We start from the raw sequence: 21,291 nt of genomic DNA on the forward strand, positions 1-21,291 counted from the left end.
CTTATTTAAACAGTCGAGTTGCTTCCACTGCTTTTTGCCAACCTCTATAAAGTTCCTGTCGCTTCATTTCTTCCATTTGAGGTGCATATGTTTTTTTGCTGCTGCGCATTTTTTCGATTTCTTTTAGATCCGACCAAAAACCAGTAGCTAATCCCGCCAAGTAAGCAGCACCTAGAGCTGTTGATTCGTTTAATTTTGCTAATTCAACATCAAGCTGAAGCAAATCACTTTGAAACTGCATCAAAAATTCATTATTAACTGCACCACCGTCTACACGCAACGTTTCTACTTTTATGTCCGCATCCTGTTCCATAGCATCAAGAACATCTTTTGTCTGGTAGGCAAGCGATTCGATTGTAGCGCGAATGAAATGTTCTTTTGAAGTACCTCGAGTTAAACCGAAAATTGCACCTCGGGCATCTGAATCCCAGTAGGGTGTACCGAGTCCAACAAAGGCCGGCACAACGTATACCCCGTCTGTTGAATCCACTTTTTTAGCATACGATTCACTGTCAGCAGCATTTTTCACCATTCGAAGCCCATCACGCAACCATTGAATGGCAGATCCTGCAACAAACACACTTCCTTCTAATGCATACGTAACTTGACCTTCCACTCCCCATGCGATTGTTGTCAACAAACCATTATCTGATGTAACTGCGGTTTCACCAGTATTTAATAACATAAAACAGCCCGTACCGTAAGTGTTTTTCGCCATCCCTTTGTCAAAGCAGCATTGACCAAAAAGTGCCGCCTGTTGATCTCCAGCAACCCCGGCTATTGGCACCGCAGCTCCATAGAAAACAGCTGGATCAGTTTTTGTATACACTTCAGAAGAGGATGCCACTTTTGGAAGCATAGTTAATGGAATATTTAATTTCTCGCAAATTTCTTCATCCCATTTTAAGTCATGGATATTAAATAATAATGTCCGTGACGCATTTGAGTAATCGGTCGTATGTACTTTCTCACCTGACAACTTCCAAATCAACCACGTATCAATCGTTCCAAATAACAAATCCCCTTGATCCGCTAAATCTTTAGCACCATCAACATTTTCCAAGATCCATTTAACTTTTGTCCCTGAAAAATAGGGATCTAAACGTAGGCCAGTTTTTTGCTGAAACCACTTTTCCAAATCTTCCTCTTTCAGTTCGTCCACAATTTTTTGTGTTTGCCGGGATTGCCAAACAATGGCATTATAAATCGGGCGACCGGTCTTTTTGTTCCACACAACGGTCGTTTCGCGTTGATTGGTAATACCAATACCATCAATCTCTGTCTGTTGAATACCACTCTCAGTCAATACTGCGGCAATTACCGATAGGACTGAACCCCAGATTTCATTTGCGTTATGTTCGACCCAGCCCGGCTTAGGAAAATACTGCTGAAATTCTTTTTGTGCCGTATGTACAATTTCACCTTTTTGATTAAATAGGATTGCTCTGGAACTCGTTGTTCCCTGGTCAATCGCCATTATATACTCACCCATACTTAATCCTCCTCGAAAGATCATTCCTGACAACTAATGCATCGTGCCATTTTTCAAGAAATTATTTCCTCTAATTATACTGTTTTTCCTAAATGAATGTACATGAAACGTGCCTTGCGATTTATCGTGAAATTTAGTTAATAAGTTTTTCTTTATGATATGAATTTCGCTACACTATCAAGCTTTCTAAAATAAATTCACACTATTCTGTAGTTGCTTTATTGAACGTTGTCGCATATAGTTGTTCTAAGGAAACTTTTTTTCGATTAGGAAATAATTATTTTTATATAAAAAAATGTCGCATATAGATATTTAATTATCAGGAGGGATTAGAAATGACAACAGCTATTGCCGTAAGTGATTTATTTGTATCATACAACGGAAACGAAGCGTTAAAAAATATCAGTTTTACAGTCGAAGAAGGAAATTTGGTTGGCATCATAGGACCCAATGGAGCAGGGAAATCCACCCTGCTGAAAGTTCTATTGAATCTCATTAAAAAAGATACAGGTAAAGTTGAAATACTCGGAAAATCGATAAAGGAAATGAAGACGAAAGTTGCTTATGTTCCTCAACGCAGCAATATTGACTGGGATTTCCCGATTACCGTTATGGACACAGTACTAATTGGCACCTATCCTAACTTAGGAATTTTCAAGCGTCCTAAAAAAGAACACAAAGCTTGGGCTTTAGAATGTTTAAAGAAAGTTGGCATGGCCGATTATGGCAATCGCCAAATTGGTGAACTTTCAGGCGGACAGCAACAAAGAGTATTTCTTGCGCGTGCATTGGCACAAAAACCTGAAATGTATTTTCTGGATGAACCATTCGTAGGTGTTGATGTAACAAGTGAAGAAAAAATCATTTCCATTTTGAAAGAACTTCGCGATAGCGGAAAAACAGTTGTTGTTGTTCACCATGATTTGAGCAAAGCCAGCGATTATTTCAATGAATTGATTTTGCTTAATAAAGAATTGATTGAGCACGGCATTGTCGAGAAAGTATTCCAACCTACCGTACTGAACAAAGCTTACACCAATCACTTCTCTCCAATTGTGGGCACGGAGGTGACATCATGATGAATTTTATTGATGCTGTAATTCAATATGAATTTTTACAAAAGGCATTGCTCACGTCGATAATGGTCGGAATTATTTGCGGGGTTATTGGATGCTTTATTATTTTACGGGGCATGGCCTTAATGGGAGATGCAATTTCTCACGCAGTCCTTCCAGGTGTGGCATTGTCATACATGTTAGGAATTAACTTTTTCATCGGTGCTGTCTTTACAGGAATTCTGACTGCCATCGGCATCGGATATATCAGCCAAAACAGTCGAATTAAAAATGACGTATCAATTGGTATTATGTTTACTGCTGCATTTGCCTCTGGGATTATTCTCATTACGCTTATGAAAAGCAGTACTGATTTATACCATATCCTATTCGGGAATGTACTGGCCGTTAGACCGACAGAAATGTTGTCAACATTGGTGATTGGAATCTTTGTTCTAATCAGTATCTTTGTCTTTTATAAAGAACTTCTTGTCAGTTCATTTGATCCGACGATGGCAGCAGCATATGGACTTCCTACAAAAGCCATTCATTACTTTTTAATGGCGCTACTGACTTTGGTAACAGTCGCTTCTTTACAAACCGTAGGAATCATTCTGGTGGTGGCAATGCTCATTACTCCGGCCTCGACAGCTTATTTGTTAACCGATCGACTGTGGGTCATGATTTATCTATCAGCTGGAATTGGTATATTATCATCCATACTCGGCTTATATTTCAGCTACACATATAATTTGGCTTCAGGTGCAACAATTGTACTTGCTGCAACTGTATTATTCATTCTCGCCTTTTTATTTTCGCCGAAGCAAGGATTGGTCTGGAGATCACTAAAAAGTGCTCGAAAACGAGAACTGCATTCTCAATCTTAATTATTTCCTGGAGGTTAACATGAAAAAAACACTATATATATTAAGCACGATGAGTATTCTTTTGCTGCTACTACTTTCAGGTTGCACAAAAGAAAATGGCAATGAAACAGATGACAATGGGAAAATTCAAGTCGTAGCTACCTATTCGATCATTTACGATATCGTTAAAAACGTTGGCGGCGATCGAGTCGAAGTTCATACACTAGCACCCGTTGGTTCAAATCCGCATGAGTACGATCCATTGCCAAAAGATGTGCAATTGACTACTGATGCAGATGTTGTCTTTTACAATGGTCTAAATCTTGAAGGAGGAAACTCTTGGTTTGAGAAACTCCTCCTTACGGCAGGAAAGTCCGAAAAAGATGCACCGGTTTTCCGATTAAGTGAAGGTGTGGAACCTAAACATCTAACGACTAAGGGCAAAGAATCAGAAGAAGATCCTCATGCATGGTTGGACATCCGTAACGGCATTAAATATGCTGAAAACGCCAAAAATGCATTAGTGAAAGTCGATCCAGAACATGCGGCTGAATACGAAAAAAATGCGGAAGCCTATATTGCTGAATTGAAGAAGTTACATGAAGAAGCAGTTGCCCGTTACAACGAAATTCCTCAAGAAAAAAGAGTTTTAATTACCAGTGAAGGTGCTTTTAAATATTTTTCAGAGGCATATGGATTTGAAGCGGCTTATATTTGGGAAATTAATTCAGAAAACCAGGGCTCCCCTGAACAAGTAAGTAAAGTCGTTGATTATATCCGCTCTAAAGAAGATCCAGTACTTTTCGTAGAAACGAGCATCGACCCACGTAGTATGGAATCCGTGTCTGCTGAAACTGGTGTACCGATTTACGGAAAAGTTTTCACCGACTCCATCGGCAAGCCCGGTGAAGATGGCGACACATATATCAAGATGATGGAATGGAATATTGATACAATCTTCAAAGGCTTGACTGAAAAATAATGGGGTCGCTTCGACGTTGATTTATCGTTTACCCTACCGATTGTGATATGACGTGGTATACTTGTAGCTGGCGTGAAGGGTAAAGATCAATAATATTTTCCCAAATGTGCATGTCTTTTACAGACAATCGAATCGAGAAGGTGAAATCAATGATTGAAATAAAAACATCAACATTAAGTGATGGAGAATTAAATCGTGGCGTTTTTGCTACGCGTGATATTAAAAAAGGTGAACTGATTCACGAAGCACCAGTTTTACCCTACCCAAATGAAGAGCATGAGCATGTGGAAAAGACGTTGCTTGCGGACTATGCATTTGAATATGGCATAAACCATACTGCATTAGTGCTCGGTTATGGCATGCTATTCAATCATTCGTATCAACCGAATGCTGTGTATGACATTAACTTTGATAATCACACGTTTGATTTCTTCGCTTACAAAGATATTAAAGCTGGAGAAGAAGTTTTGATTAACTATAATGGTGAAGTCGATAATGAAGATCCATTGTGGTTTAACAAAGAAAACCCAACAACGGACTAGTTTTCTAGTCAAGTGTTGGGTTTTTTTATGATGTTCGATATGATTTCAATGTTGTTTTAATTGATGCATATGTGCCGATTGCTGCAGCACTATAGAAAAAACCCATGAATATTCCAGCAGAAAGGTTATCGGGATGACTGATGAAAATCGAAATGAATAAACCAATCAAGGTTGCACAAGTAGGGATATATTTTGAAGGTACGTGAACAAGGAATTTTAGGATGAGGAGCAATATTATAATTACAGGGATTGCCCATAGTGCATCCCAAACATTTGTATGTATGATTGGAAACTCAGCCATTGAATAGTCTCCTTTAGCAAATTACTTTTTACAAAGCATTACCGTGAGGGACAGTTGTTATACATTGATTTTTTCGAGGCGATTATTCACAAATAAGTGAACTTGTTTTCGGTTCTACCTTTTTGAGCAAAAATCATCTAATTTCCTTAGCTGATGTGACTCTTTCAGATTTCTTCATTTTTATAAATGAAAACAATTCTCTAAAAAAGATATAATATCCAAGCAACATTAAAACTATCATTGAATATGCAATCGTAGGGTACTCATTAAATATATAATCTCGTTGACCAATGATAAAATAATGTACCATTATTAATATACTCAAATAGTAAATTACTGAAATCACTTGTTTATGTTTTTTGATAATCAATAAGGATACTAAATATAAAACACCAGCTAGAGCAAAGGTCTCCAAAAAAGCAATCGCAAATACTGTTATTTCCCTTTCCACTATTAACACACCCCTTAAAAAATTTGTTCCTTATTAAGATGATAATTCACAATACCTTCATCAATTTCCTTTACCATAAAGCAAATTTCTTATTCAACTAACCTGCCATGTTAGTTCAATAAGAAAAAGGCTTCACTCCTTATTGAAGTAAAGCACCCGTTAGTTTAACAGGGAATCTAATGGTCTTATCTAACATTCGTTATTCAATTGAGTTAGCAATTTCAACAAATGTAGCAGGAGTTACCTTAGATACCCTTTTATCTATTCCAAGCATATATTGCCAATTACCACTTTCAAAAACAAAAAAATTAAATAATTGATGTTCAAAATAAATGGCTTTCTGTCCATTATTAAGTGTATAGGCTTCCTTATCTTCATAAAACCTTCCGAATTGATGGGTGAAAGGAACTCTTTCATTAATGTTCAAGAACTCGTTCAACAATCTAAGTTCAGTAACCTATACGACACTAAGTATAGGTACACGATTAAAATCTTGGCCATAAGAAAAAGCCGCCTTATAAGGCAGCCGGTTCTTCAACACTCATTTTTGCAAATCTTCTTTCAAGCCTCCATCATTCAATATTTCTATTTTTTCCACTGGTCCATCATTAATCTTTGCAATCCCCTTAACGATAGCGGTCTTTTGTTCGCCACCTTCTTTTTTATAATGAACGACGATCGAGGTGTTATAGCTTGTCAGTTCATTTTCATCTTGTACTACTTCAATTTCCCCAACGCTCAATTCATATCCATTTTCAGCGGCAATGGCTGGATAGACAAACCCGAATGAGGCAATAAAATCTTCCAACCCCTCCTTTGAAAAGGAACTATATATTTTACTTAAATACTCCACTAGTGGCTTATTATCCATTGGATTTTCGGAACCGGACCACAACTTATTCAGCTTATAATCTGTCCTGCCAAACTGCTCCTGCAGAATTCCCCAAGCGAGTGCTCCATTATCGCGACCCACGTTGGAAATTCTCATCATCTCTTGATAGAATCCACTATCACTTAAGCTCTTGACCCCACTGATTTTACCCTTCTCAGACATGGTGACGAAACCGGACAGCGTTGCAAAGTTCTTCTCCCCATCTTTTTCAAAGGTTACATCTACTATATAGTCATAGTTCCTCTCAAAACCTTCTTGTTGCTGAATCTGGATTTGATCGGTCTTGAATGTGTATCCGCTTTCCTGTGCTTGATAATGATATGTGAATACTAAATTTTTTAAAATTAACTCTTGAATTTCCTCTTCCTCTACATAAGGGCTAAAGGTATCATTAATGTAATCTTTATACTGTTCTACTCCTGTCTTTCCGGAATCAGTCGTAGCGTCGAACATTTCGTTTTGGACTCGTACAGCCTCATCATCCGGCCCATTATATTCGATTTCCAAGTACTTTTTAATCGTTTCGATATTTAGATTTTCAGGAGAAGGATTAACGCTCGTTTGATTAAGCAGATCACCATCTTCATTCAAAAATGAAGGAATTATATTTATGCATAGTGCTAGAACCCCTATAAAGGCAACAATCGTTGCATAATATCCCCAATGTATTTTTCTTACAGGTTGCTGCATCTTTTTAAAGTTCACTCTCTGTTGTACACGAATTGCCCTTTCAGATGTCTCACCTATTTTCGCATTCAACTGATGCTTAATTTCATTCATGTAGAAGCACCTCCCACTGATTGTGTTTCAATTGTTCCTTCAATAGAGCTCTCGCTTTCCTTAGCCTTGTTTTTACGGTATTGTCCGAAACGGATAATATTTGTGCAACATCCAGCACTGAAAGCTCCTCAAAATAATAATAAATAATGACTTCACGATATTTTAATGGTAGCTGTAATACTGCATCTGCCAGTTCCAATTTTTCATCTTGTTCAATGAAACTGTTTCGTGCTTTCTTTGCCTGATAAGAAAAGCTATTTGTCAACACCTGCTTTCGATAACGCCAGCTTTTTAGATAATCCTTGCATTTATTGATTGTCATCCTAGTTAAATAGGTCTTTAATGATGATCGCTTTTCAAACTGTCCGAACTCTAGATAAAATTTTAACAACACATCCTGCACAGTATCCTCGGCTGCAGGCCAATCTTTTACATATAAATAAGCAAGTCTTAATAAATAATCCGTATGCTCTTGCATCACCTGTTGGAATTCATGCTCTTCAAAGAAATGACTCACACAATCCCCCCTTTCTTGGCTTTAACTATTAGACGATTCTAGATTCGGGTACGTTTTCGGAATATGAAAAATGAATTTTTTTACTTTAGTAAACTGTTCAAGTAGAAGATATTAAGAAGAGGCTTTCTCGACATGATCTAATATCGAAAAAGCCCTAGAACCTATATTCAATGATTTTGATTTACACCTCACTCTTATACTGCTTTCTTCATGATCTGTCCTGAAAACATCGATTCAATTATTTAATTGGATTGTATCACGTATATAAAAAAAGTTGACATAACACTTCTTCAGGGAAGTTACACCCTGCACGCTAACCTATATCAAGGCTCACTTCTTCCTCTTTTCACCGATTCATCTCATATTCACCAAGTATACATTGTTGATTTGACGGGCTTCTGGCGGTTTCGCTTTCCCAGTCCCATAAATAAATACCCAATCTGTCTTGGGGCTTTAGCCAAACAAAAAAGACCGTCTCTGACGATCTCCCGTTCTTCAACTAAAGCACCCGTTAGTTGAACAAGACTTATTGTAGTGTTGACTTATGATATGTACTAAAGTAGTTACCACAAAAAAAGCTGCTCATATTAGAGCAGCCAAAAAAAAGCACCAAAATTTTAAATTAAAAATTAGTTATGTACTTGAAGTTTGTTTCCGTTTGGGTCATAAAAGTAAAAAAACTGATGCCCTTCATCTTCTTGTATGGATTCTACTTTTACATCTTGACTCACTAAATATTCGTAGAGTTCATTAATATTTGGAGTTGTGAAGCCAACAGAAAATTCTGCTTGACCACTTTTGAGAAAGTGACCACGGGAATTCTTATCTGCTTCTACTAATACTAATAATGGGCCTGTTTCAAGCTCAAAAACAGCTATGTCATCTCTGTTAAATCTTAATTTGAACCTTAAACATTCTGAATACCATGCAATTGATTCACTGAGATCGACAACTGGAATTCTAAAATAATGGATACCATTGAATAGAGAATTACTCATCTGTTCCTCCTATAGTAAATTTGACTCTGTATATTTCTCTAATCTTATATAAAAATCCTTTATTTTATTGAATGTATGTTTTTAGTGCACAGTTCGACCATACTACGCTTCTTCAACTAACCTGCCCCGTAGTTCAATAAGAAAGGACTGCTTAAGCAGCCCTTTGAACCCGTTAGTGGGTTTATAATTTGGTTTTAGGCCTACCATAACTATCTTTCACCACAATATTCCATTGATTTATGGCTTTATAACCTCAAAAGGTGCAGCAAGTGATGTAGCTCCAAACCTTTGAATTAAACGATATTTTCCTGGAGAAAGCTTGTTTTTTAGAGATTCCAGAGAGTATGTTTCTGACTTTGTTTCATGGGGTTTAAGTATGTAACCTATATCTGGAATTGTAGTTCCTTCTTTAAACAATACATAATACCACTTTCCATCAACCTTTTGCTCTATGGTGAATCCAGCACCATAGATTAATTCCTCATCGCTCTTGTTTTGAAAGTTTAACGTGATTTGATTATCTGTTGTTAGATATTCTTCTTTTTCCATTTTAACCGTAATATTGTTCCTGAAACTAAGAATCTCTTGGTATTTTGCTTCAACTAGTTTTTCTTCCGGTACTTTTGTTTTTTCATTAGTTGTTTCATTTGATTGACATCCTGATAGTAAAAGTGAAATCAAAAGTAAAAAGAAGTGAAAACAATTTATTTTTCTCATAAATTTCCCCTAACTTAAATTAGCTTGTGTACGTAAATTCGACTAAATAATAAGTGTGAAAGTTACATTTGAAACTCTGAATGAATAAAAGTCTTCTTCAACTAAACTGCCCCGTTAGTTTAAGTGTAGCATTTCACAATGGATAGCCGAAATCTACCTGATGTTTTGGACGTAAAAATAGACCATCGAAATGATGGTCTTGATTAACTAAAGCACTCGTTAGTTTCTATAAGCACATACTTTATTCAGAAAAGGTAACAATACAATTAATTAGATAAAGTCGTAAAGAGGTGTATTGAAGAAAATGAAAAAGATGTTAAACGTTTTTATACTATTACTATCACTTGTTCTTATTATTGCTTTTCAAAAAACAATAGTCTCATCAGCTAAACCAACTCAAGACTCTCAAACAGGAAAAGCATATGCGGTTCAGAGAGTTGTAACATCACACATTATATCTGATGTGTGGTATGAAAACATTTTTTTAATTGCTGATAAGATAGATAGTATGGCTACTAATAACTTTACTGTTCAAGTTGGCGGTGGAGAGGACAGCGTTGGTGGCGAATTATTATACAACTTTCCAAATTGGTACAATGATAAATTTGCCCCCACCTTATTTTATGAAGATATTAATGGTGATGGACTAAAAGATGTAATAGTCGAATTGATTTCTGGTGCAGGTTCTGGAATTTCCACAAAGGAAATACACGTGTTAAATCAAGTACAAGACCCTTATAGAAGATACGAAGAAGTGTCAGTTGAATCCATTAATGATGCAGTCAAAAGACTTGTGAAAATGGAGCGACAAGGCGATGAGATTACTGTTTTAATTGGTAAAAAGAAATACGTAGTGGACTATTTAAAATTTGATTATCAATATTCTGATGATCCTCCTGGATTTGGCTCAAGGGAGGATTATAAACCTGAAAATGGTGTTCTTTATGGCTATACAACTGTATTTGTAACTATTCCTGAAGCAGGTATAGGCAGTCTGAAAGTTAAATATGGTTGGGATGGAAAAATGTATAAAGCTGAATCTGTTACTTTTGAGAAAACAGAACCATTTAAACGATAAAGTGATTACCACAAGTTTAGCACTAGGGTAGTACGTGGAGAACAATTCGAACCTATTGTTCGTTAATGAATTACGATACTAATGAGCAAAAAAAAGCAGAGGATTGGTATCCATCTGTTTTTTTTTTTGCTTATTTACCTTCGAAATCATCCAATTATTGAATCCTAGCTTGTTAATCTTAATGCTGACTAAACATTCTGTAATTTCATTATCTCCATATTAAACTAACCTGCCCCGTTAGTTTAATAAGAGGAGTTACGAATTCATCAATTTATTAAATTTTTTGTCGTAAAGACTTCGCTTTAAAAAATCTGAACGCCAATAATCATATAAATCTTTTCGACTTGCTTTTAGAAAAGTTTTTAATACTTTTTTTAAGTCAGAGTCATAAGGAAATAGGACGTCTTTACCTAGACTGTAGCCTTTATTAAAGTAAAGTGCTGCAGATTCATACTCTTTAATTTCTTGATATAAATAGCCTATGAAAATAAATCCACTAGCTAATTCTTCTACTTCGAAATCTTCGTCAATTAATTTACTTTTTAAAAACTCTATCGCTTTTAATTTTTTCTTCCTCGAAAACAAACCGAACAAAGAATTAGCTTGTTCTACTACTTCAATATATTTTTTTGAAGGGTCTTTTAATTTGTATTTGTCTTTCATTTAATCACCTATCTCCTTAAAACCTTTTTACACTATCTATTCCTTTTCTTTTTATAATTAATCTTACCATTGATAATTCTTCCATTGAATATCCAATAAGAAAAACATATCCATCATCCTCTGCTAATTTTACGAAAAAGAAACTACTACTTTTTACACTAACCTTGCCCCGTTAGTTCAACAAGAAAAAAGGCTTCACTCCATAATGAAGTAAAGCACCCGTTAGTTGAACAACACAAAAAAACCGACATTTTATTGTCGGTTTCTGAATTAATTTTATATAACCTTATTTACTATCTGTTTTTACTACTTTAAAACCATTTACACCTTCATTTTCAACCACATGTTTAAGAATTGACAATTTGTTATTCCAAAACTGTTCATAATAAGAAAGCCATAGTTTTAATTCTGCTAAGGGTTCTGGTTGCAACTGATAAATTTTTTCCCTACCAACTTTTTTTCCGCTTACTAAATTTGCTTCTGAAAGGATAAGTAGATGTTTTGCTACGGCTGTCCGACTAATTGGAAAATGAGATGTTATTTCTGAGATTGGTAATTCCTTGTTAGCAAGTAATCGAAGTACCTCTCTTCTAGTTGGATCAGCAATAGCTTGAAATACATCATGCTTTGCTGCTGTCATTTATCCTTCAACAACCTTTCGAAGTCGTTCATTTACAATTCCGACCCAGCCATTGTCCATTCTGTCACGAATAATAGAACTTTTCTCGTTCGCTTTTGGAAGAACAGTATCAGGAGATTTCCAACCACTGTGTATAAGTGTAAACTCCGTCTTCTCATCCATCTCTTTTAAAAGAAACGTAACCATCCAACCTTCTGTATCCCATGAAAAAGAAACTTTGGTTGGTTCATCAATTTCTAATACTTTGCAAGGTGATGGACCGAATGGGGATTGTATATGAAATTCATGTCCTACTTTAGGTTCAAAATCATTTTGCATAAACCAAATTGCAATTCCCTCCGAAGTAGAAACCGTTTCCCACACTTTTTGTATAGGTGCTACCAAAGTAACAATCTGCTTAATATCTTGTATTGTTTCCAAAATTATATTCTCCTTTATTATTAAATAAAACCTTTTGGTTATACATTAGATGATATAACACCTTTTGGTTTTATGTCAAAGAGGATTTCTCATATTTATTCTTCTTTTCAATAATTTTCATTCAACTAACCTGCCGCGTTAGTTTAAGTGTAACATTTCACAATAGATTGCCGAAATCTACTTGATGTTTTGGACGTAAAAATAGACCATCGAAATGATGGTATTGTTTAACTAAAGCACCCGTCAGGTGAATAAGCAGTAAATCAATTTAGTTGTTCCACCAGTTCGAATATGAACTCCACCATTCTTCTGCTTCTTCTAAAGAATTATAAATACGAGTCCTATTAATAGGCGAACTTCCACCTATTATTGTTTTGTTTGTGATAACTACACATTAAAACGATTCTTGAATATGCTATGTAAGAATGTAAATTAATACTCGAACTTGGAGAGAGGTATATTATGATTCAACTATCGGGGATGCCCTTTCAACAAAGTGACATGTGGTCGTCTGGTAGTATTGAAAGTATGATCATTCAACGGATGATTGAAGATACAGTCGTTTACTCGTACCAATTCATAGGTGAATTATCGTTTGAGCTAAAGTTACGAAAAAATATCATATTAAGTGCAAGGGCCATGAATCAAAGCAATGTGCGGTTTGAAATACTTGAAAATTCCCGTGGTAATCCTCAATACTGGCATTTGACGAGTACCGGCGGATTCCTGCTGCGGCATGGAGTAAAACCATCAGACGCGATTCAAGATTTCTACATGAACAGTTCACAATATGCTTTTGAGTGTGCTACGGCAATGGTCATTATCTATTACCATGCGGTCCTAAACACTATGGGAGAATCCTTATTTAATCAATTATTTCAAAACATCTATTTATACAGCTGGCAAAATGATTCTGAACTCCAAATAAAACCGTATTATACAAGCCATTTTTTGCCTGGAGATGTCGTATATTTTGAAAATCCGGACTTCGACCCGAGAACCCCTCACTGGAGAGGGGAGAATGCCGTTGTTTTAGGAGATGGTACGTATTTTGGTCATGGGTTAGGAATAATGACAGCTGAACAAATGATTCATGCTCTGAATCAAACCAGAATGCCAGGGGCAAATCAATCAGCCTATCTGACAAATGTAGTTGCAAGACCATCTTTTAAACATTTGGCGAAACTTTCGATGTCGCAACCAGGTTATTTGATTCATAATTACCAACATATCGTCCATCATAACGAAAGTTCGATTCCAATTGATCGATACATGTTCTAATCGTAATCGCATTGTTCCCTGAGCCATATTGTGAATAAAAAACACAATAACAATTGTCACATTTCAAAAAAGTTATGTCTCACTACTTTACAAACTTTGAGAAAAAAGTTTTTATACCACTCTGGTTTCCCTTTATTTTGTGTTACTTTATGTGCTGAATTTCCCATCCAATCTTTTTGGATTGTAAAGAAACCCAATACGGAACTGTAATTCCTAATCCTTCGTCCTGTGCACTTTCGAGACCTAAGAATCCCTTCTGCCGAGAAGCTAATTCCACCATTTTATCCGCCATTATCCCATAACCCCTGTCTACTTCCGGTCTAAAAGCTTCTTCTTTATCTGTATCGTTAACTAAATCAATAATGTATTCAGACATAATTAACCCTGATCTGTTCTTGTATTTATTTTTTTCCCCAATTTTATTGTTCAACTAACCTGCCCGTTAGTTGAAGTAGAAAGAGTGCTTAAACAACCCAAGCAATTCACCTATGTTTCCCTAGATGAGTATCTTATTGTTGATGCCACTTTAATTAAACGGAGGGAACAACATGGGATACTTTGTTAATGTAGAACCTGGTGTAAGGATATATGTTGAGGATGTAAACCCGGAGGGAAATAAAACAATACTATTTATACATGGTTGGCCATTAAACCATAAGCAGTATGAATATCAGTTTGATGTTCTTCCAGCAATGGGATATCGATGTATAGGCATCGACTGGAGGGGGTTCGGTAATTCGGATAAACCATTCCATGGCTACAACTTTGACAGATTGGCAGATGATATCCATGCAGTAGTAGTCGCGTTGCAGTTAAAAGACTTCACACTAGCAGGACACTCTACAGGAGGGGCAATCTCGATTCGATATATGGCTCGACACCAAGGTTATGGAGTATCCAAACTTGTCCTTATAGACGCGCAATCTCCGTATAGTGTTCAAGAAGAAGTTGCAAATATGTTCATTTCAGGATCACTTAATGATCGACCTAAAATGTTGCAGGGATTAAATGATCTCTTCTTCTTCCAGTATCTTACCACCCCATTATCGGACTGGTTTTTTCAGCTAGGATTACAGGCAGCTGGTTGGTCGACTGTAGCAGTCATGAAGACACTAAGAGATGAGAACGTGTACTATGATCTTGACAAAATACTAGTACCTACACTGATTATTCACGGAATACATGATAAAATTGTTCCGTTTGATAAAGCTCAGGAAACAAATACGCTAATAAAAAATTCACTGCTTGTTCCATTTCAATACAGCGGTCATGGTCCTTTTTGGGAAGAACGTGAGAAGTTTAACCAGCTATTGATGCAATTTATTGGCTAATAGTTCACTTCAGCTAACGGATAACGATATTTTTTTAACCGCTCATGTCATGGGCGGTTTTCCTTTGTAAATATCAACAATAAACGATAACAGAGCCTTTAATTAAATCTTTCTAATTCTCTCCTCCTTTTTATTCACCATCGATTGTTGTTCCTTCTTTATCTGCCCAGCGAGTTCATTTCACTGTTCGTGATAAGGTTTCCCACTGAACTTTAGTTACATTTCAGTTTTCTAGTTAAACTACCTGCCCTGTTAGTTGAATAAGCACCACCTTATCTTTTATTACACATTATGGTCGAACTGCGTACTAAGACCTTCACTCCCATAAGACAAGGTCCACAAAACATGGTGTACCCATATATTGATAAAAAGGAGTGAAAGCAAATTGAATCAATATTCTGTGCAGCCTTCTGCAAACATGGAAGTATTAAACGACATTTTGAAAGCAATTAATGGTGAATATACAGCAATTGCCTGCTATGAATTATTAGCGAACCAGGCTCAGAACGCCGAAATAAAAAATCGTATTCTTGAAATCAGAAATGATGAAATCAGACACTATGAAACCTTTTGGCATCTTTATATTTCTTTGACGGGAAAACAACCTACTCCACAAATCACAAAACAATGTCCTGCAGATTATAAAAGTGGGATACTTGCTGCATTCATAGATGAACAGGAGACTGTAGACTTCTATCACGATATAGCGCGAAGTACTAATAATCCTGTTATTAAAGATGCTTTCACGCAAGCTTCTGCAGATGAACAAAATCATGCGGTTTGGTTTTTATATTTCATGAATCATCATTAATTGTTTAGCAGCCGGCTATCACGTCGGCTTTTTTTCTTGCACCTTATGTGTCAAATGCGACATAAAAACTCCCATTCTCATCTTCAACTAAACTGCTGCGTTAGTTGAATAATAAAAATGCTTTGCATCTTTATTGAAGTAAAGCACTCCGTTAGTTCAACAATAACCCATCTTTTAGTTATCGGTTATTTTTGAATTATGAAGCGTTAAAATTCTATTAACACTGCTACCTATATTTCCTATCCATGCCCCTAAAAAAGACCCAAATGTGTTGAATATTAAATCATTTACATCAGATACTCTTCCAGTTGGGTAAATGTATTGAATTACTTCAATTAGCAGGTACAGCCATTCGCCGTTCTAGCCTAGGCGGACATATAAATAACAGTGGGCATTCTTAATCTTGTGTCTATTGTTCATTTTTTCACGGTAGATGAAAGAAATATTATCTTAACCATATAGGGATTTAAAAATATTATTGATTAACTTGTTAGGAATTGTTTATGGAGATTGATAAATACCTGCAAAATGCTAGGACGTATATTTCTACTTTCATTTCTCATACTAAAGAACAAAAGGAGTGATATCTATGGCGAAACGGACTAAGAAAAATTACGCTGAACAAAAGAATAAACAAGGGTTTGACTCCAGCAAAACAGATTCAGAATTCTCCAAAGAATTTGGCAGTGCAAATGCTAATCGAGCGAAAAAAGAAAAGGAGAAAAAAGAAAAAGCATCCAAAAATCAAGGGGAATGGAAAGGAATGCATTGATTGTTTTATCAAGATTTGAAAGAACGCCCCTCCCTCATAGGATGTATGGCGTTTCCAAAGAACAGGATATAACTCTTTTGATCTACAGCGTGGATTTTTTATCAACTTTCCACAACATCATTTCCACTCTCAAAATCTGATAAATCTACCATTTCTTCAAAGAAAACCACTATAATGAACTGCACCTCCAATTGTTAGTTGTGTCTAACGATTGAAGGTGCAGTTTTTTTACCCCCGTAAGTTCAATAAAAAATGGTTTCACTCCTTTATGAAGTAAAGCACCCGTTAGTTGAATAAGCCAGTAGTGTAACCCCCTTCTTGGATCAACGTCCCAATAGAGTTAGACTTTAGTTGAATTAGCTAATGAATAAAAATTATATATTTTTGTAAGGTTGTCCTTAATACCATTTACGCCTCTCCACTCGGTGTATTCTTTTGGTGTAGTAAACTCTAATAGAAATGAATCAATTGAATGATTGTTTTCCAATGCTTGTAATGAGCTGTTAATTAAAACTGAAATATAACGTTCTAATGAATTCAACTGTTCTCTATTTCCTACATTTCCATGACCAGGAACGAAAGTTATGATATCCATTTCCTTCACTTGCCTTAGAATTGATTTGTATTCATCAGGGTTATAAATAGGTAAGTGTAGATTTTCGGTAACTAAATCTCCCATAAATGCAATCTTCTCTTCTGGCAAATACATGAACGTATCGCTTAGGGTATGACCCCCACCTAAACAATGCAATTCGACCTTTCTCTTCGAACCTTCAATAATGAGCTTTTCTTCAAAAATAACTGTAGGTAAAACTAATTTCAATCGAGGTAAGTCAACTAGTACCTTTGACATTTCATTAAACTGATTGATCAGACTGTCTCTTATTACTTGTTCTTGATTATTCTCTATTTGGATTTTGAGGTTATTTAGATATTTTTCCGTCTCTTCTATTTCTCTTTCTAAATCACCAATCACATTTTTCTCAATGAACCACTTCTTTGTAAGTGAAGTAGAAATAATCGTAGTGTCTTCAAATGCTTGATTACCAAAAACGTGGTCTCCATGATAATGACTGTTAATTAGATACTTTGCTCTTTTTCCTGTAATATTTTCAGCATGTCTTCTTAACTCAATTCCAGCTGATGGAGTTGAAAAAGAATCGAAGACTAACAATTCTTCCCCTAAATCAACAAAACCGGCATTACTCCAAGCCCCGTGACCAGGTTTTGCAATAGCAGCGTAAACCCCTTCGCTTAAACAATTCAATATAAAAAAATCAGTTTCTGTTACTCTGGTCAATTTTTGTTCCCCCCTTAATCTATATTACTCTTGTACAACTAACCTGCCCCGTTAGTTCAATAAGAAAAAAGGCTTCACTCCTTATTGAAGTAGAGCACCCGTAAGTTGAGGAATAACCACTAGCTCTAATTTAATTTTTATACATAGCTTGTAAAATAAATGCCGATCCTATAGCCAATAATGAATATAATAAAAGTTCAATCAAACTTGATTTAGTTTTTTCAGAAGAAATAAAGTTTACTAAGATTACTATCTCTGCAGAAATTAGAACTCCCCAGAATACAGAGCCACTAAAAATAAAGATAACAATCGCTATTGCGAATCCTAAAATTGTAAAAACTGTTTTTTCCACTCTTCCTTCTGACATCAAATTCTCCATTTCTATCATTCTATTGATTTCGACCCTCAAAATCCGTCGCTTCATTTTACCACATTTTAACAAAACGAACCTTATAACTTTGTTCAACTAAACTGCCCCGTTAGTTCAATAAGAATGTGACATTATATTCGTTTCAACTTTTTTGAGCAAAAATCATCTAATTTCAATCGGTTTAGAAAGTCTTAATCCGTTCATAAGCTTCCGTAGGTCTTATCTAAGCGCAAATTTCCGGTTAATTATTTTGGGTTTCCGATGCTTTCCAACTATTCTAACCTAAAAATCATGTGGTATAATTAGCCATTAATGATGAGAGGGGAATTATAATGGACACAGGCGATAAAGTAACCATAACGGTAGAAACAATAGTTCATGCACCCGTTGAAAAAGTGTGGGAATTTTGGACAGAACCACAGCATATAACGAAATGGACGTTTGCTTCTGAAGACTGGCACGCACCAATTGCCGAAAATGATGTAAGGGTTGGCGGAAGATTCCATACAAGAATGGAAGCAAAGGATGGAAGCTTTGGATTTGATTTTGGTGGAGTTTATGATGAAATTAGAATAAATGAATTTATTTCTTACACTCTTGGAGATGGTAGGAAAGTTACGATCACGTTTGTTAGTCATGAAAACGACACTAAGATAATTGAAGTTTTTGAAGGAGAAGCCACTCATTCCATTGAGCAGCAAAAAGCAGGCTGGCAGGCGATTCTAGAAAATTTCAAAAGATATAGCGAACTTTCTAAAGAAAATTAAAAATAATTCGGACTTGAGATTGAATAAAAATTATTCAAAAGCTTATTGTTACCTTCCTTTGGGAAGGTTTTTTTATGTTAACCATTTTTAAACTTACTAAGAGGAATAACGTCTGGGAACGTATCATAAACCTCTATTTTCCTTTCTTCTTCTTCAACTAACCTGCCCAATTAGTTGAACAAGAAGAAAGAGCCGTATAGGAGTCCTCCTTGTTTGATAATGAGTCAATGACAGTTGACACTCATTATCATACAAGAGGGCTCTTTTTCGTTCAAGACCTCGAACATCCTTCAAACAGGAAAGCTGCCCTGTTAGTTAAAGAAGAATTAAGGCTCATCCTTTTTTAAAAAAACTTTTTTCTGAGTCCTCTTTTTATGCACTATTATTGATTTTGAGCGTTTTTTATTTTTCATGGGAGTTCACTAACTTCAACATTAAAGAACGTCAAACCTTCTTCGATCTACACACCGATACGAAGCTAATTTTTAACATCTTACATGTTTTCGTTTAAAACCCAGCCTCCCTTTATCAATTTCTTTTTGAATACTTTCGTAAGCGTTTAGGATACTGCTTTTTTTCTTGTCCCGTTTGACTTCTACCGTACCTACTGCCTTTGCGGTCTCGACTGCCTTTTCATGGTGAGGCAAATATGAAGTCCCTACAGTGTATAGAAAATTATTCATAGCTGATTTAGTTCGTTCTGGGGAATCGTGAATCTTATTTTTTACAAGATCAAGCATATTGGAAATCTTGCTTTCGGAAAATTCATTGTCTATGCGATTACCTAAAAGCCAGCAGTAGCAACTCCAGCCCGCTGACATTCTCAGCTCTTGACCGCTTGCAATCCATTTATCAGCAACGTCTTGTGCAATATCAGACTCTGATAAAGTTACTGCAACCACATAATCGGACAGCATATAAAAATATGCTGCATCCATCCACCGATCAAAATCCGACTCAGTCATGGCTTTTGGATCTGAAATAATGCCTGCAAAGTACATTGCATCGTAGTTACCTGTGGAATAAAGCTCGTCAGCTAAATGTTGATTTATTCTTATCTTCTTTGCAATTGGTTTCATAGCGCCTGTAGCTACGCCAAAAAGAGGCTCGTGCGCACCATTAGATAAGTATATTTTTTTCGTTCGTTCCTTACCGAGGGCTTCAAGCTCCTGCATAACTGTTTTGAAATCCATAGTTTTGCACTTCCTTCCTTATTAATAATTTCATTGTAACAACTATTTACTGAAATATTAAATCATATAAAAATAAGGTCAACCTTTAAAAACTTGTTGACCTTATAATACGAAAGCACATTTTAGTTTAAGTACAATACTTCACAATCTTGCATCCTTGGATAAATTACTATTACTAAATGTTTGATATGTAAAAAAAGGGAACCCTGCTAACCAGGAGGTTCCCTTTTTTATTAGTGAGATAAAAAATACAAAATAACGTTTGGAAAAAAACAGGCTGAGGTTTGGGTTTCAGCTTTTTTCAACCGACAACTGTTACATTACCTATAGGAGTGCATTGAATGAATATAGTTGGTAACCAGTACCTATAACTAAAAATGTTGTAGCACCAAAAGGCAAAATCACAAAAACCTCCAGAATTAATAATAGCTCTTAGACAACCTAACCACTATAAACACTATCACATGTTCCAGCTGCTGGTTCATAATAACAATGATTTTTAAATTGACCAGCATAAGGTTGACCGTACCATGTTGGAGGGCATGGTGCATATGGATTAAAATACCATAGAGCATATTTCCCTGGATGGTCTCTCCAATAATCTAAATTCTTTTTTGCTAATCTTTTTTCAACAGATCTCGCTCTTTCATAAAATAAATTACCTTTTTGAACCGCTTCAAAAGAATAATTTCCTCCTTGTACTTGAAAAATTACATCTGAAATTGTTCTTAAATCTCTAAAGTCTAAACAATCGGCTTTAAGACGATTAACAATTACATTTCCAACATATAACATTCCTTGCTGTCCTTCACCTTCGGCTTCTGCCCTCATCATCCTTGCCATTAAGTCAATGTCTGAACTTTTGTATTTTACTCTTGGCATTTATTCACCCCAACAATATAGTATGAAAAAAAACCTACCTTGTGTCATTGTAAACTTAGTTTTAATGCTACAGTTTCTAAGTAATATGAAAACTTAGACAAACCTTTTTTCTCAACGTATGTCAAATAGCCATTCAGCTTGGCGGATTTCCCGAATACTGCAGAACGTATCAGGGCTAGAAAGCGGCATA

25 protein-coding genes and 1 pseudogene are annotated in these 21,291 nt (G+C 35.8%); 10 read left to right on the forward strand and 16 right to left on the reverse strand.

The features are described 5' to 3' along the window. Nucleotide 1: 1 nt before the first annotated feature. Nucleotides 2-1,492 carry a glycerol kinase GlpK gene (gene glpK, locus MHH33_RS10920; RefSeq protein ID WP_342541738.1) on the reverse strand — a complete coding sequence of 497 codons (1,491 nt, stop codon included), beginning with the start codon at nt 1,490-1,492 and terminating at the stop codon, nt 2-4. A gap of 335 nt (nt 1,493-1,827) precedes the next feature. Between glpK and MHH33_RS10925 the strand changes: the two genes are divergently transcribed. The 4 genes from MHH33_RS10925 to MHH33_RS10940 all read left to right on the forward strand — a co-directional run bounded on the left by MHH33_RS10925 (nt 1,828) and on the right by MHH33_RS10940 (nt 4,937). After that, on the forward strand, nt 1,828-2,571 hold the full coding sequence (locus MHH33_RS10925; protein WP_342541739.1) for a metal ABC transporter ATP-binding protein: 744 nt from the start codon (nt 1,828-1,830) through the stop codon (nt 2,569-2,571). Then, nucleotides 2,571-3,434: a metal ABC transporter permease gene (locus MHH33_RS10930; RefSeq protein WP_342543765.1), complete on the forward strand. Its 864-nt coding sequence runs from the start codon at nt 2,571-2,573 to the stop codon at nt 3,432-3,434. Before MHH33_RS10925 ends, MHH33_RS10930 begins: the two co-directional genes overlap by 1 nt. 19 nt (nt 3,435-3,453) lie before the next feature. Further along, nucleotides 3,454-4,395, forward strand: a complete 942-nt coding sequence (locus MHH33_RS10935; RefSeq protein WP_342541740.1) for a metal ABC transporter substrate-binding protein — start codon at nt 3,454-3,456, stop codon at nt 4,393-4,395. A gap of 149 nt (nt 4,396-4,544) precedes the next feature. Then, the gene (locus MHH33_RS10940; RefSeq protein ID WP_016427498.1) at nt 4,545-4,937 is read left to right on the forward strand and encodes an SET domain-containing protein; all 393 of its coding nucleotides are present in this window, start codon (nt 4,545-4,547) and stop codon (nt 4,935-4,937) included. 25 nt (nt 4,938-4,962) lie between these two features. Here the strand turns inward: MHH33_RS10940 and MHH33_RS10945 are convergent, their stop codons facing one another. The 7 genes from MHH33_RS10945 to MHH33_RS10975 all read right to left on the reverse strand — a co-directional run bounded on the left by MHH33_RS10945 (nt 4,963) and on the right by MHH33_RS10975 (nt 9,593). Continuing rightward, nucleotides 4,963-5,238, reverse strand: a complete 276-nt coding sequence (locus tag MHH33_RS10945; RefSeq protein WP_016427499.1) for a hypothetical protein — start codon at nt 5,236-5,238, stop codon at nt 4,963-4,965. Between the two features lie 133 nt (nt 5,239-5,371). Further along, nucleotides 5,372-5,689 (reverse strand): hypothetical protein, encoded by a 318-nt coding sequence (locus MHH33_RS10950; RefSeq protein ID WP_342541741.1) that lies wholly within the window; start codon nt 5,687-5,689, stop codon nt 5,372-5,374. A 199-nt stretch (nt 5,690-5,888) separates the two neighbouring features. After that, nucleotides 5,889-6,116 (reverse strand): hypothetical protein, encoded by a 228-nt coding sequence (locus tag MHH33_RS10955; protein WP_342541742.1) that lies wholly within the window; start codon nt 6,114-6,116, stop codon nt 5,889-5,891. 114 nt (nt 6,117-6,230) lie between these two features. Further along, nucleotides 6,231-7,361, reverse strand: a complete 1,131-nt coding sequence (locus MHH33_RS10960; protein ID WP_342541743.1) for a hypothetical protein — start codon at nt 7,359-7,361, stop codon at nt 6,231-6,233. Next, nucleotides 7,354-7,878, reverse strand: a complete 525-nt coding sequence (locus tag MHH33_RS10965; RefSeq protein ID WP_342541744.1) for a sigma-70 family RNA polymerase sigma factor — start codon at nt 7,876-7,878, stop codon at nt 7,354-7,356. Before MHH33_RS10965 ends, MHH33_RS10960 begins: the two co-directional genes overlap by 8 nt. A gap of 629 nt (nt 7,879-8,507) precedes the next feature. Next, the gene (locus tag MHH33_RS10970) at nt 8,508-8,876 is read right to left on the reverse strand and encodes a VOC family protein (protein WP_342541745.1); all 369 of its coding nucleotides are present in this window, start codon (nt 8,874-8,876) and stop codon (nt 8,508-8,510) included. Nucleotides 8,877-9,113: 237 nt separating this feature from the next. Then, complete coding sequence (locus MHH33_RS10975; RefSeq protein ID WP_342541746.1) at nt 9,114-9,593, reverse strand: immunoglobulin-like domain-containing protein; 480 nt, start codon at nt 9,591-9,593, stop codon at nt 9,114-9,116. A gap of 304 nt (nt 9,594-9,897) precedes the next feature. Between MHH33_RS10975 and MHH33_RS10980 the strand changes: the two genes are divergently transcribed. Next, nucleotides 9,898-10,671, forward strand: coding sequence for a hypothetical protein (locus MHH33_RS10980; RefSeq protein WP_342541747.1), 774 nt, complete (start codon nt 9,898-9,900; stop codon nt 10,669-10,671). 255 nt (nt 10,672-10,926) lie between these two features. Here MHH33_RS10980 and MHH33_RS10985 read toward each other — a convergent pair whose 3' ends face one another. The 3 genes from MHH33_RS10985 to MHH33_RS10995 form a co-directional block, all read right to left on the reverse strand. Beyond that, entirely contained in the window at nt 10,927-11,334 is a 408-nt protein-coding gene (locus MHH33_RS10985) for a hypothetical protein (RefSeq protein ID WP_342541748.1), read from the reverse strand. Between the two features lie 286 nt (nt 11,335-11,620). Beyond that, a complete protein-coding gene (locus tag MHH33_RS10990) occupies nt 11,621-11,974 on the reverse strand; it encodes a metalloregulator ArsR/SmtB family transcription factor (protein WP_342541749.1) in 354 nt (117 codons plus the stop codon). Then, the gene (locus MHH33_RS10995; RefSeq protein ID WP_342541750.1) at nt 11,975-12,394 is read right to left on the reverse strand and encodes an SRPBCC domain-containing protein; all 420 of its coding nucleotides are present in this window, start codon (nt 12,392-12,394) and stop codon (nt 11,975-11,977) included. 462 nt (nt 12,395-12,856) lie between these two features. Between MHH33_RS10995 and MHH33_RS11000 the strand changes: the two genes are divergently transcribed. Continuing rightward, a complete protein-coding gene (locus MHH33_RS11000) occupies nt 12,857-13,675 on the forward strand; it encodes a protein-glutamine gamma-glutamyltransferase (protein WP_342541751.1) in 819 nt (272 codons plus the stop codon). Between the two features lie 56 nt (nt 13,676-13,731). On the opposite strand, the pseudogene MHH33_RS11005 reads toward MHH33_RS11000, so the two are convergent. Beyond that, nucleotides 13,732-14,051: pseudogene (locus MHH33_RS11005) on the reverse strand (antibiotic biosynthesis monooxygenase). Between the two features lie 172 nt (nt 14,052-14,223). On the opposite strand from MHH33_RS11005, the gene MHH33_RS11010 reads away from it, so the two are divergent. The 3 genes from MHH33_RS11010 to MHH33_RS11020 all read left to right on the forward strand — a co-directional run bounded on the left by MHH33_RS11010 (nt 14,224) and on the right by MHH33_RS11020 (nt 16,589). After that, complete coding sequence (locus MHH33_RS11010; RefSeq protein ID WP_342541752.1) at nt 14,224-15,006, forward strand: alpha/beta hydrolase; 783 nt, start codon at nt 14,224-14,226, stop codon at nt 15,004-15,006. A 385-nt stretch (nt 15,007-15,391) separates the two neighbouring features. Beyond that, a complete protein-coding gene (locus tag MHH33_RS11015; protein ID WP_342541753.1) occupies nt 15,392-15,817 on the forward strand; it encodes a ferritin-like domain-containing protein in 426 nt (141 codons plus the stop codon). A gap of 589 nt (nt 15,818-16,406) precedes the next feature. Continuing rightward, complete coding sequence (locus MHH33_RS11020; protein WP_342541754.1) at nt 16,407-16,589, forward strand: hypothetical protein; 183 nt, start codon at nt 16,407-16,409, stop codon at nt 16,587-16,589. Between the two features lie 340 nt (nt 16,590-16,929). Here the strand turns inward: MHH33_RS11020 and MHH33_RS11025 are convergent, their stop codons facing one another. After that, entirely contained in the window at nt 16,930-17,889 is a 960-nt protein-coding gene (locus tag MHH33_RS11025) for an MBL fold metallo-hydrolase (RefSeq protein ID WP_342541755.1), read from the reverse strand. A 130-nt stretch (nt 17,890-18,019) separates the two neighbouring features. Next, a complete protein-coding gene (locus tag MHH33_RS11030; protein ID WP_342541756.1) occupies nt 18,020-18,277 on the reverse strand; it encodes a hypothetical protein in 258 nt (85 codons plus the stop codon). A gap of 314 nt (nt 18,278-18,591) precedes the next feature. Between MHH33_RS11030 and MHH33_RS11035 the strand changes: the two genes are divergently transcribed. Then, complete coding sequence (locus tag MHH33_RS11035; RefSeq protein ID WP_342541757.1) at nt 18,592-19,026, forward strand: SRPBCC family protein; 435 nt, start codon at nt 18,592-18,594, stop codon at nt 19,024-19,026. 485 nt (nt 19,027-19,511) lie between these two features. On the opposite strand, the gene MHH33_RS11040 is transcribed toward MHH33_RS11035, so the two are convergent. Then, a complete protein-coding gene (locus MHH33_RS11040) occupies nt 19,512-20,219 on the reverse strand; it encodes a DNA alkylation repair protein (RefSeq protein WP_342541758.1) in 708 nt (235 codons plus the stop codon). A gap of 441 nt (nt 20,220-20,660) precedes the next feature. Next, nucleotides 20,661-21,101, reverse strand: coding sequence for a cell wall hydrolase (locus MHH33_RS11045; protein ID WP_016427522.1), 441 nt, complete (start codon nt 21,099-21,101; stop codon nt 20,661-20,663). Between the last annotated feature and the right edge of the window lie 190 nt (nt 21,102-21,291).

Origin of the sequence: Paenisporosarcina sp. FSL H8-0542 (assembly GCF_038632915.1) — a bacterium.
In the GTDB taxonomy this organism is placed as follows: Bacteria; Bacillota; Bacilli; order Bacillales_A; family Planococcaceae; genus Paenisporosarcina.

What these genes read in the sequence shown, in the direction of transcription:
- glpK (WP_342541738.1), bottom strand. Translation starts at nt 1,492, where the DNA reads ATGGGTGAGTATATAATGGCGATTGACCAGGGAACAACGAGTTCCAGA.
- MHH33_RS10925 (WP_342541739.1), top strand. Translation starts at nt 1,828, where the DNA reads ATGACAACAGCTATTGCCGTAAGTGATTTATTTGTATCATACAACGGA.
- MHH33_RS10930 (WP_342543765.1), top strand. Translation starts at nt 2,571, where the DNA reads ATGAATTTTATTGATGCTGTAATTCAATATGAATTTTTACAAAAGGCA.
- MHH33_RS10935 (WP_342541740.1), top strand. Translation starts at nt 3,454, where the DNA reads ATGAAAAAAACACTATATATATTAAGCACGATGAGTATTCTTTTGCTG.
- MHH33_RS10940 (WP_016427498.1), top strand. Translation starts at nt 4,545, where the DNA reads ATGATTGAAATAAAAACATCAACATTAAGTGATGGAGAATTAAATCGT.
- MHH33_RS10945 (WP_016427499.1), bottom strand. Translation starts at nt 5,238, where the DNA reads ATGGCTGAGTTTCCAATCATACATACAAATGTTTGGGATGCACTATGG.
- MHH33_RS10960 (WP_342541743.1), bottom strand. Translation starts at nt 7,361, where the DNA reads ATGAATGAAATTAAGCATCAGTTGAATGCGAAAATAGGTGAGACATCT.
- MHH33_RS10970 (WP_342541745.1), bottom strand. Translation starts at nt 8,876, where the DNA reads ATGAGTAATTCTCTATTCAATGGTATCCATTATTTTAGAATTCCAGTT.
- MHH33_RS10975 (WP_342541746.1), bottom strand. Translation starts at nt 9,593, where the DNA reads ATGAGAAAAATAAATTGTTTTCACTTCTTTTTACTTTTGATTTCACTT.
- MHH33_RS10980 (WP_342541747.1), top strand. Translation starts at nt 9,898, where the DNA reads ATGAAAAAGATGTTAAACGTTTTTATACTATTACTATCACTTGTTCTT.
- MHH33_RS10985 (WP_342541748.1), bottom strand. Translation starts at nt 11,334, where the DNA reads ATGAAAGACAAATACAAATTAAAAGACCCTTCAAAAAAATATATTGAA.
- MHH33_RS10990 (WP_342541749.1), bottom strand. Translation starts at nt 11,974, where the DNA reads ATGACAGCAGCAAAGCATGATGTATTTCAAGCTATTGCTGATCCAACT.
- MHH33_RS11000 (WP_342541751.1), top strand. Translation starts at nt 12,857, where the DNA reads ATGATTCAACTATCGGGGATGCCCTTTCAACAAAGTGACATGTGGTCG.
- MHH33_RS11010 (WP_342541752.1), top strand. Translation starts at nt 14,224, where the DNA reads ATGGGATACTTTGTTAATGTAGAACCTGGTGTAAGGATATATGTTGAG.
- MHH33_RS11020 (WP_342541754.1), top strand. Translation starts at nt 16,407, where the DNA reads ATGGCGAAACGGACTAAGAAAAATTACGCTGAACAAAAGAATAAACAA.
- MHH33_RS11030 (WP_342541756.1), bottom strand. Translation starts at nt 18,277, where the DNA reads ATGATAGAAATGGAGAATTTGATGTCAGAAGGAAGAGTGGAAAAAACA.
- MHH33_RS11035 (WP_342541757.1), top strand. Translation starts at nt 18,592, where the DNA reads ATGGACACAGGCGATAAAGTAACCATAACGGTAGAAACAATAGTTCAT.
- MHH33_RS11040 (WP_342541758.1), bottom strand. Translation starts at nt 20,219, where the DNA reads ATGGATTTCAAAACAGTTATGCAGGAGCTTGAAGCCCTCGGTAAGGAA.
- MHH33_RS11045 (WP_016427522.1), bottom strand. Translation starts at nt 21,101, where the DNA reads ATGCCAAGAGTAAAATACAAAAGTTCAGACATTGACTTAATGGCAAGG.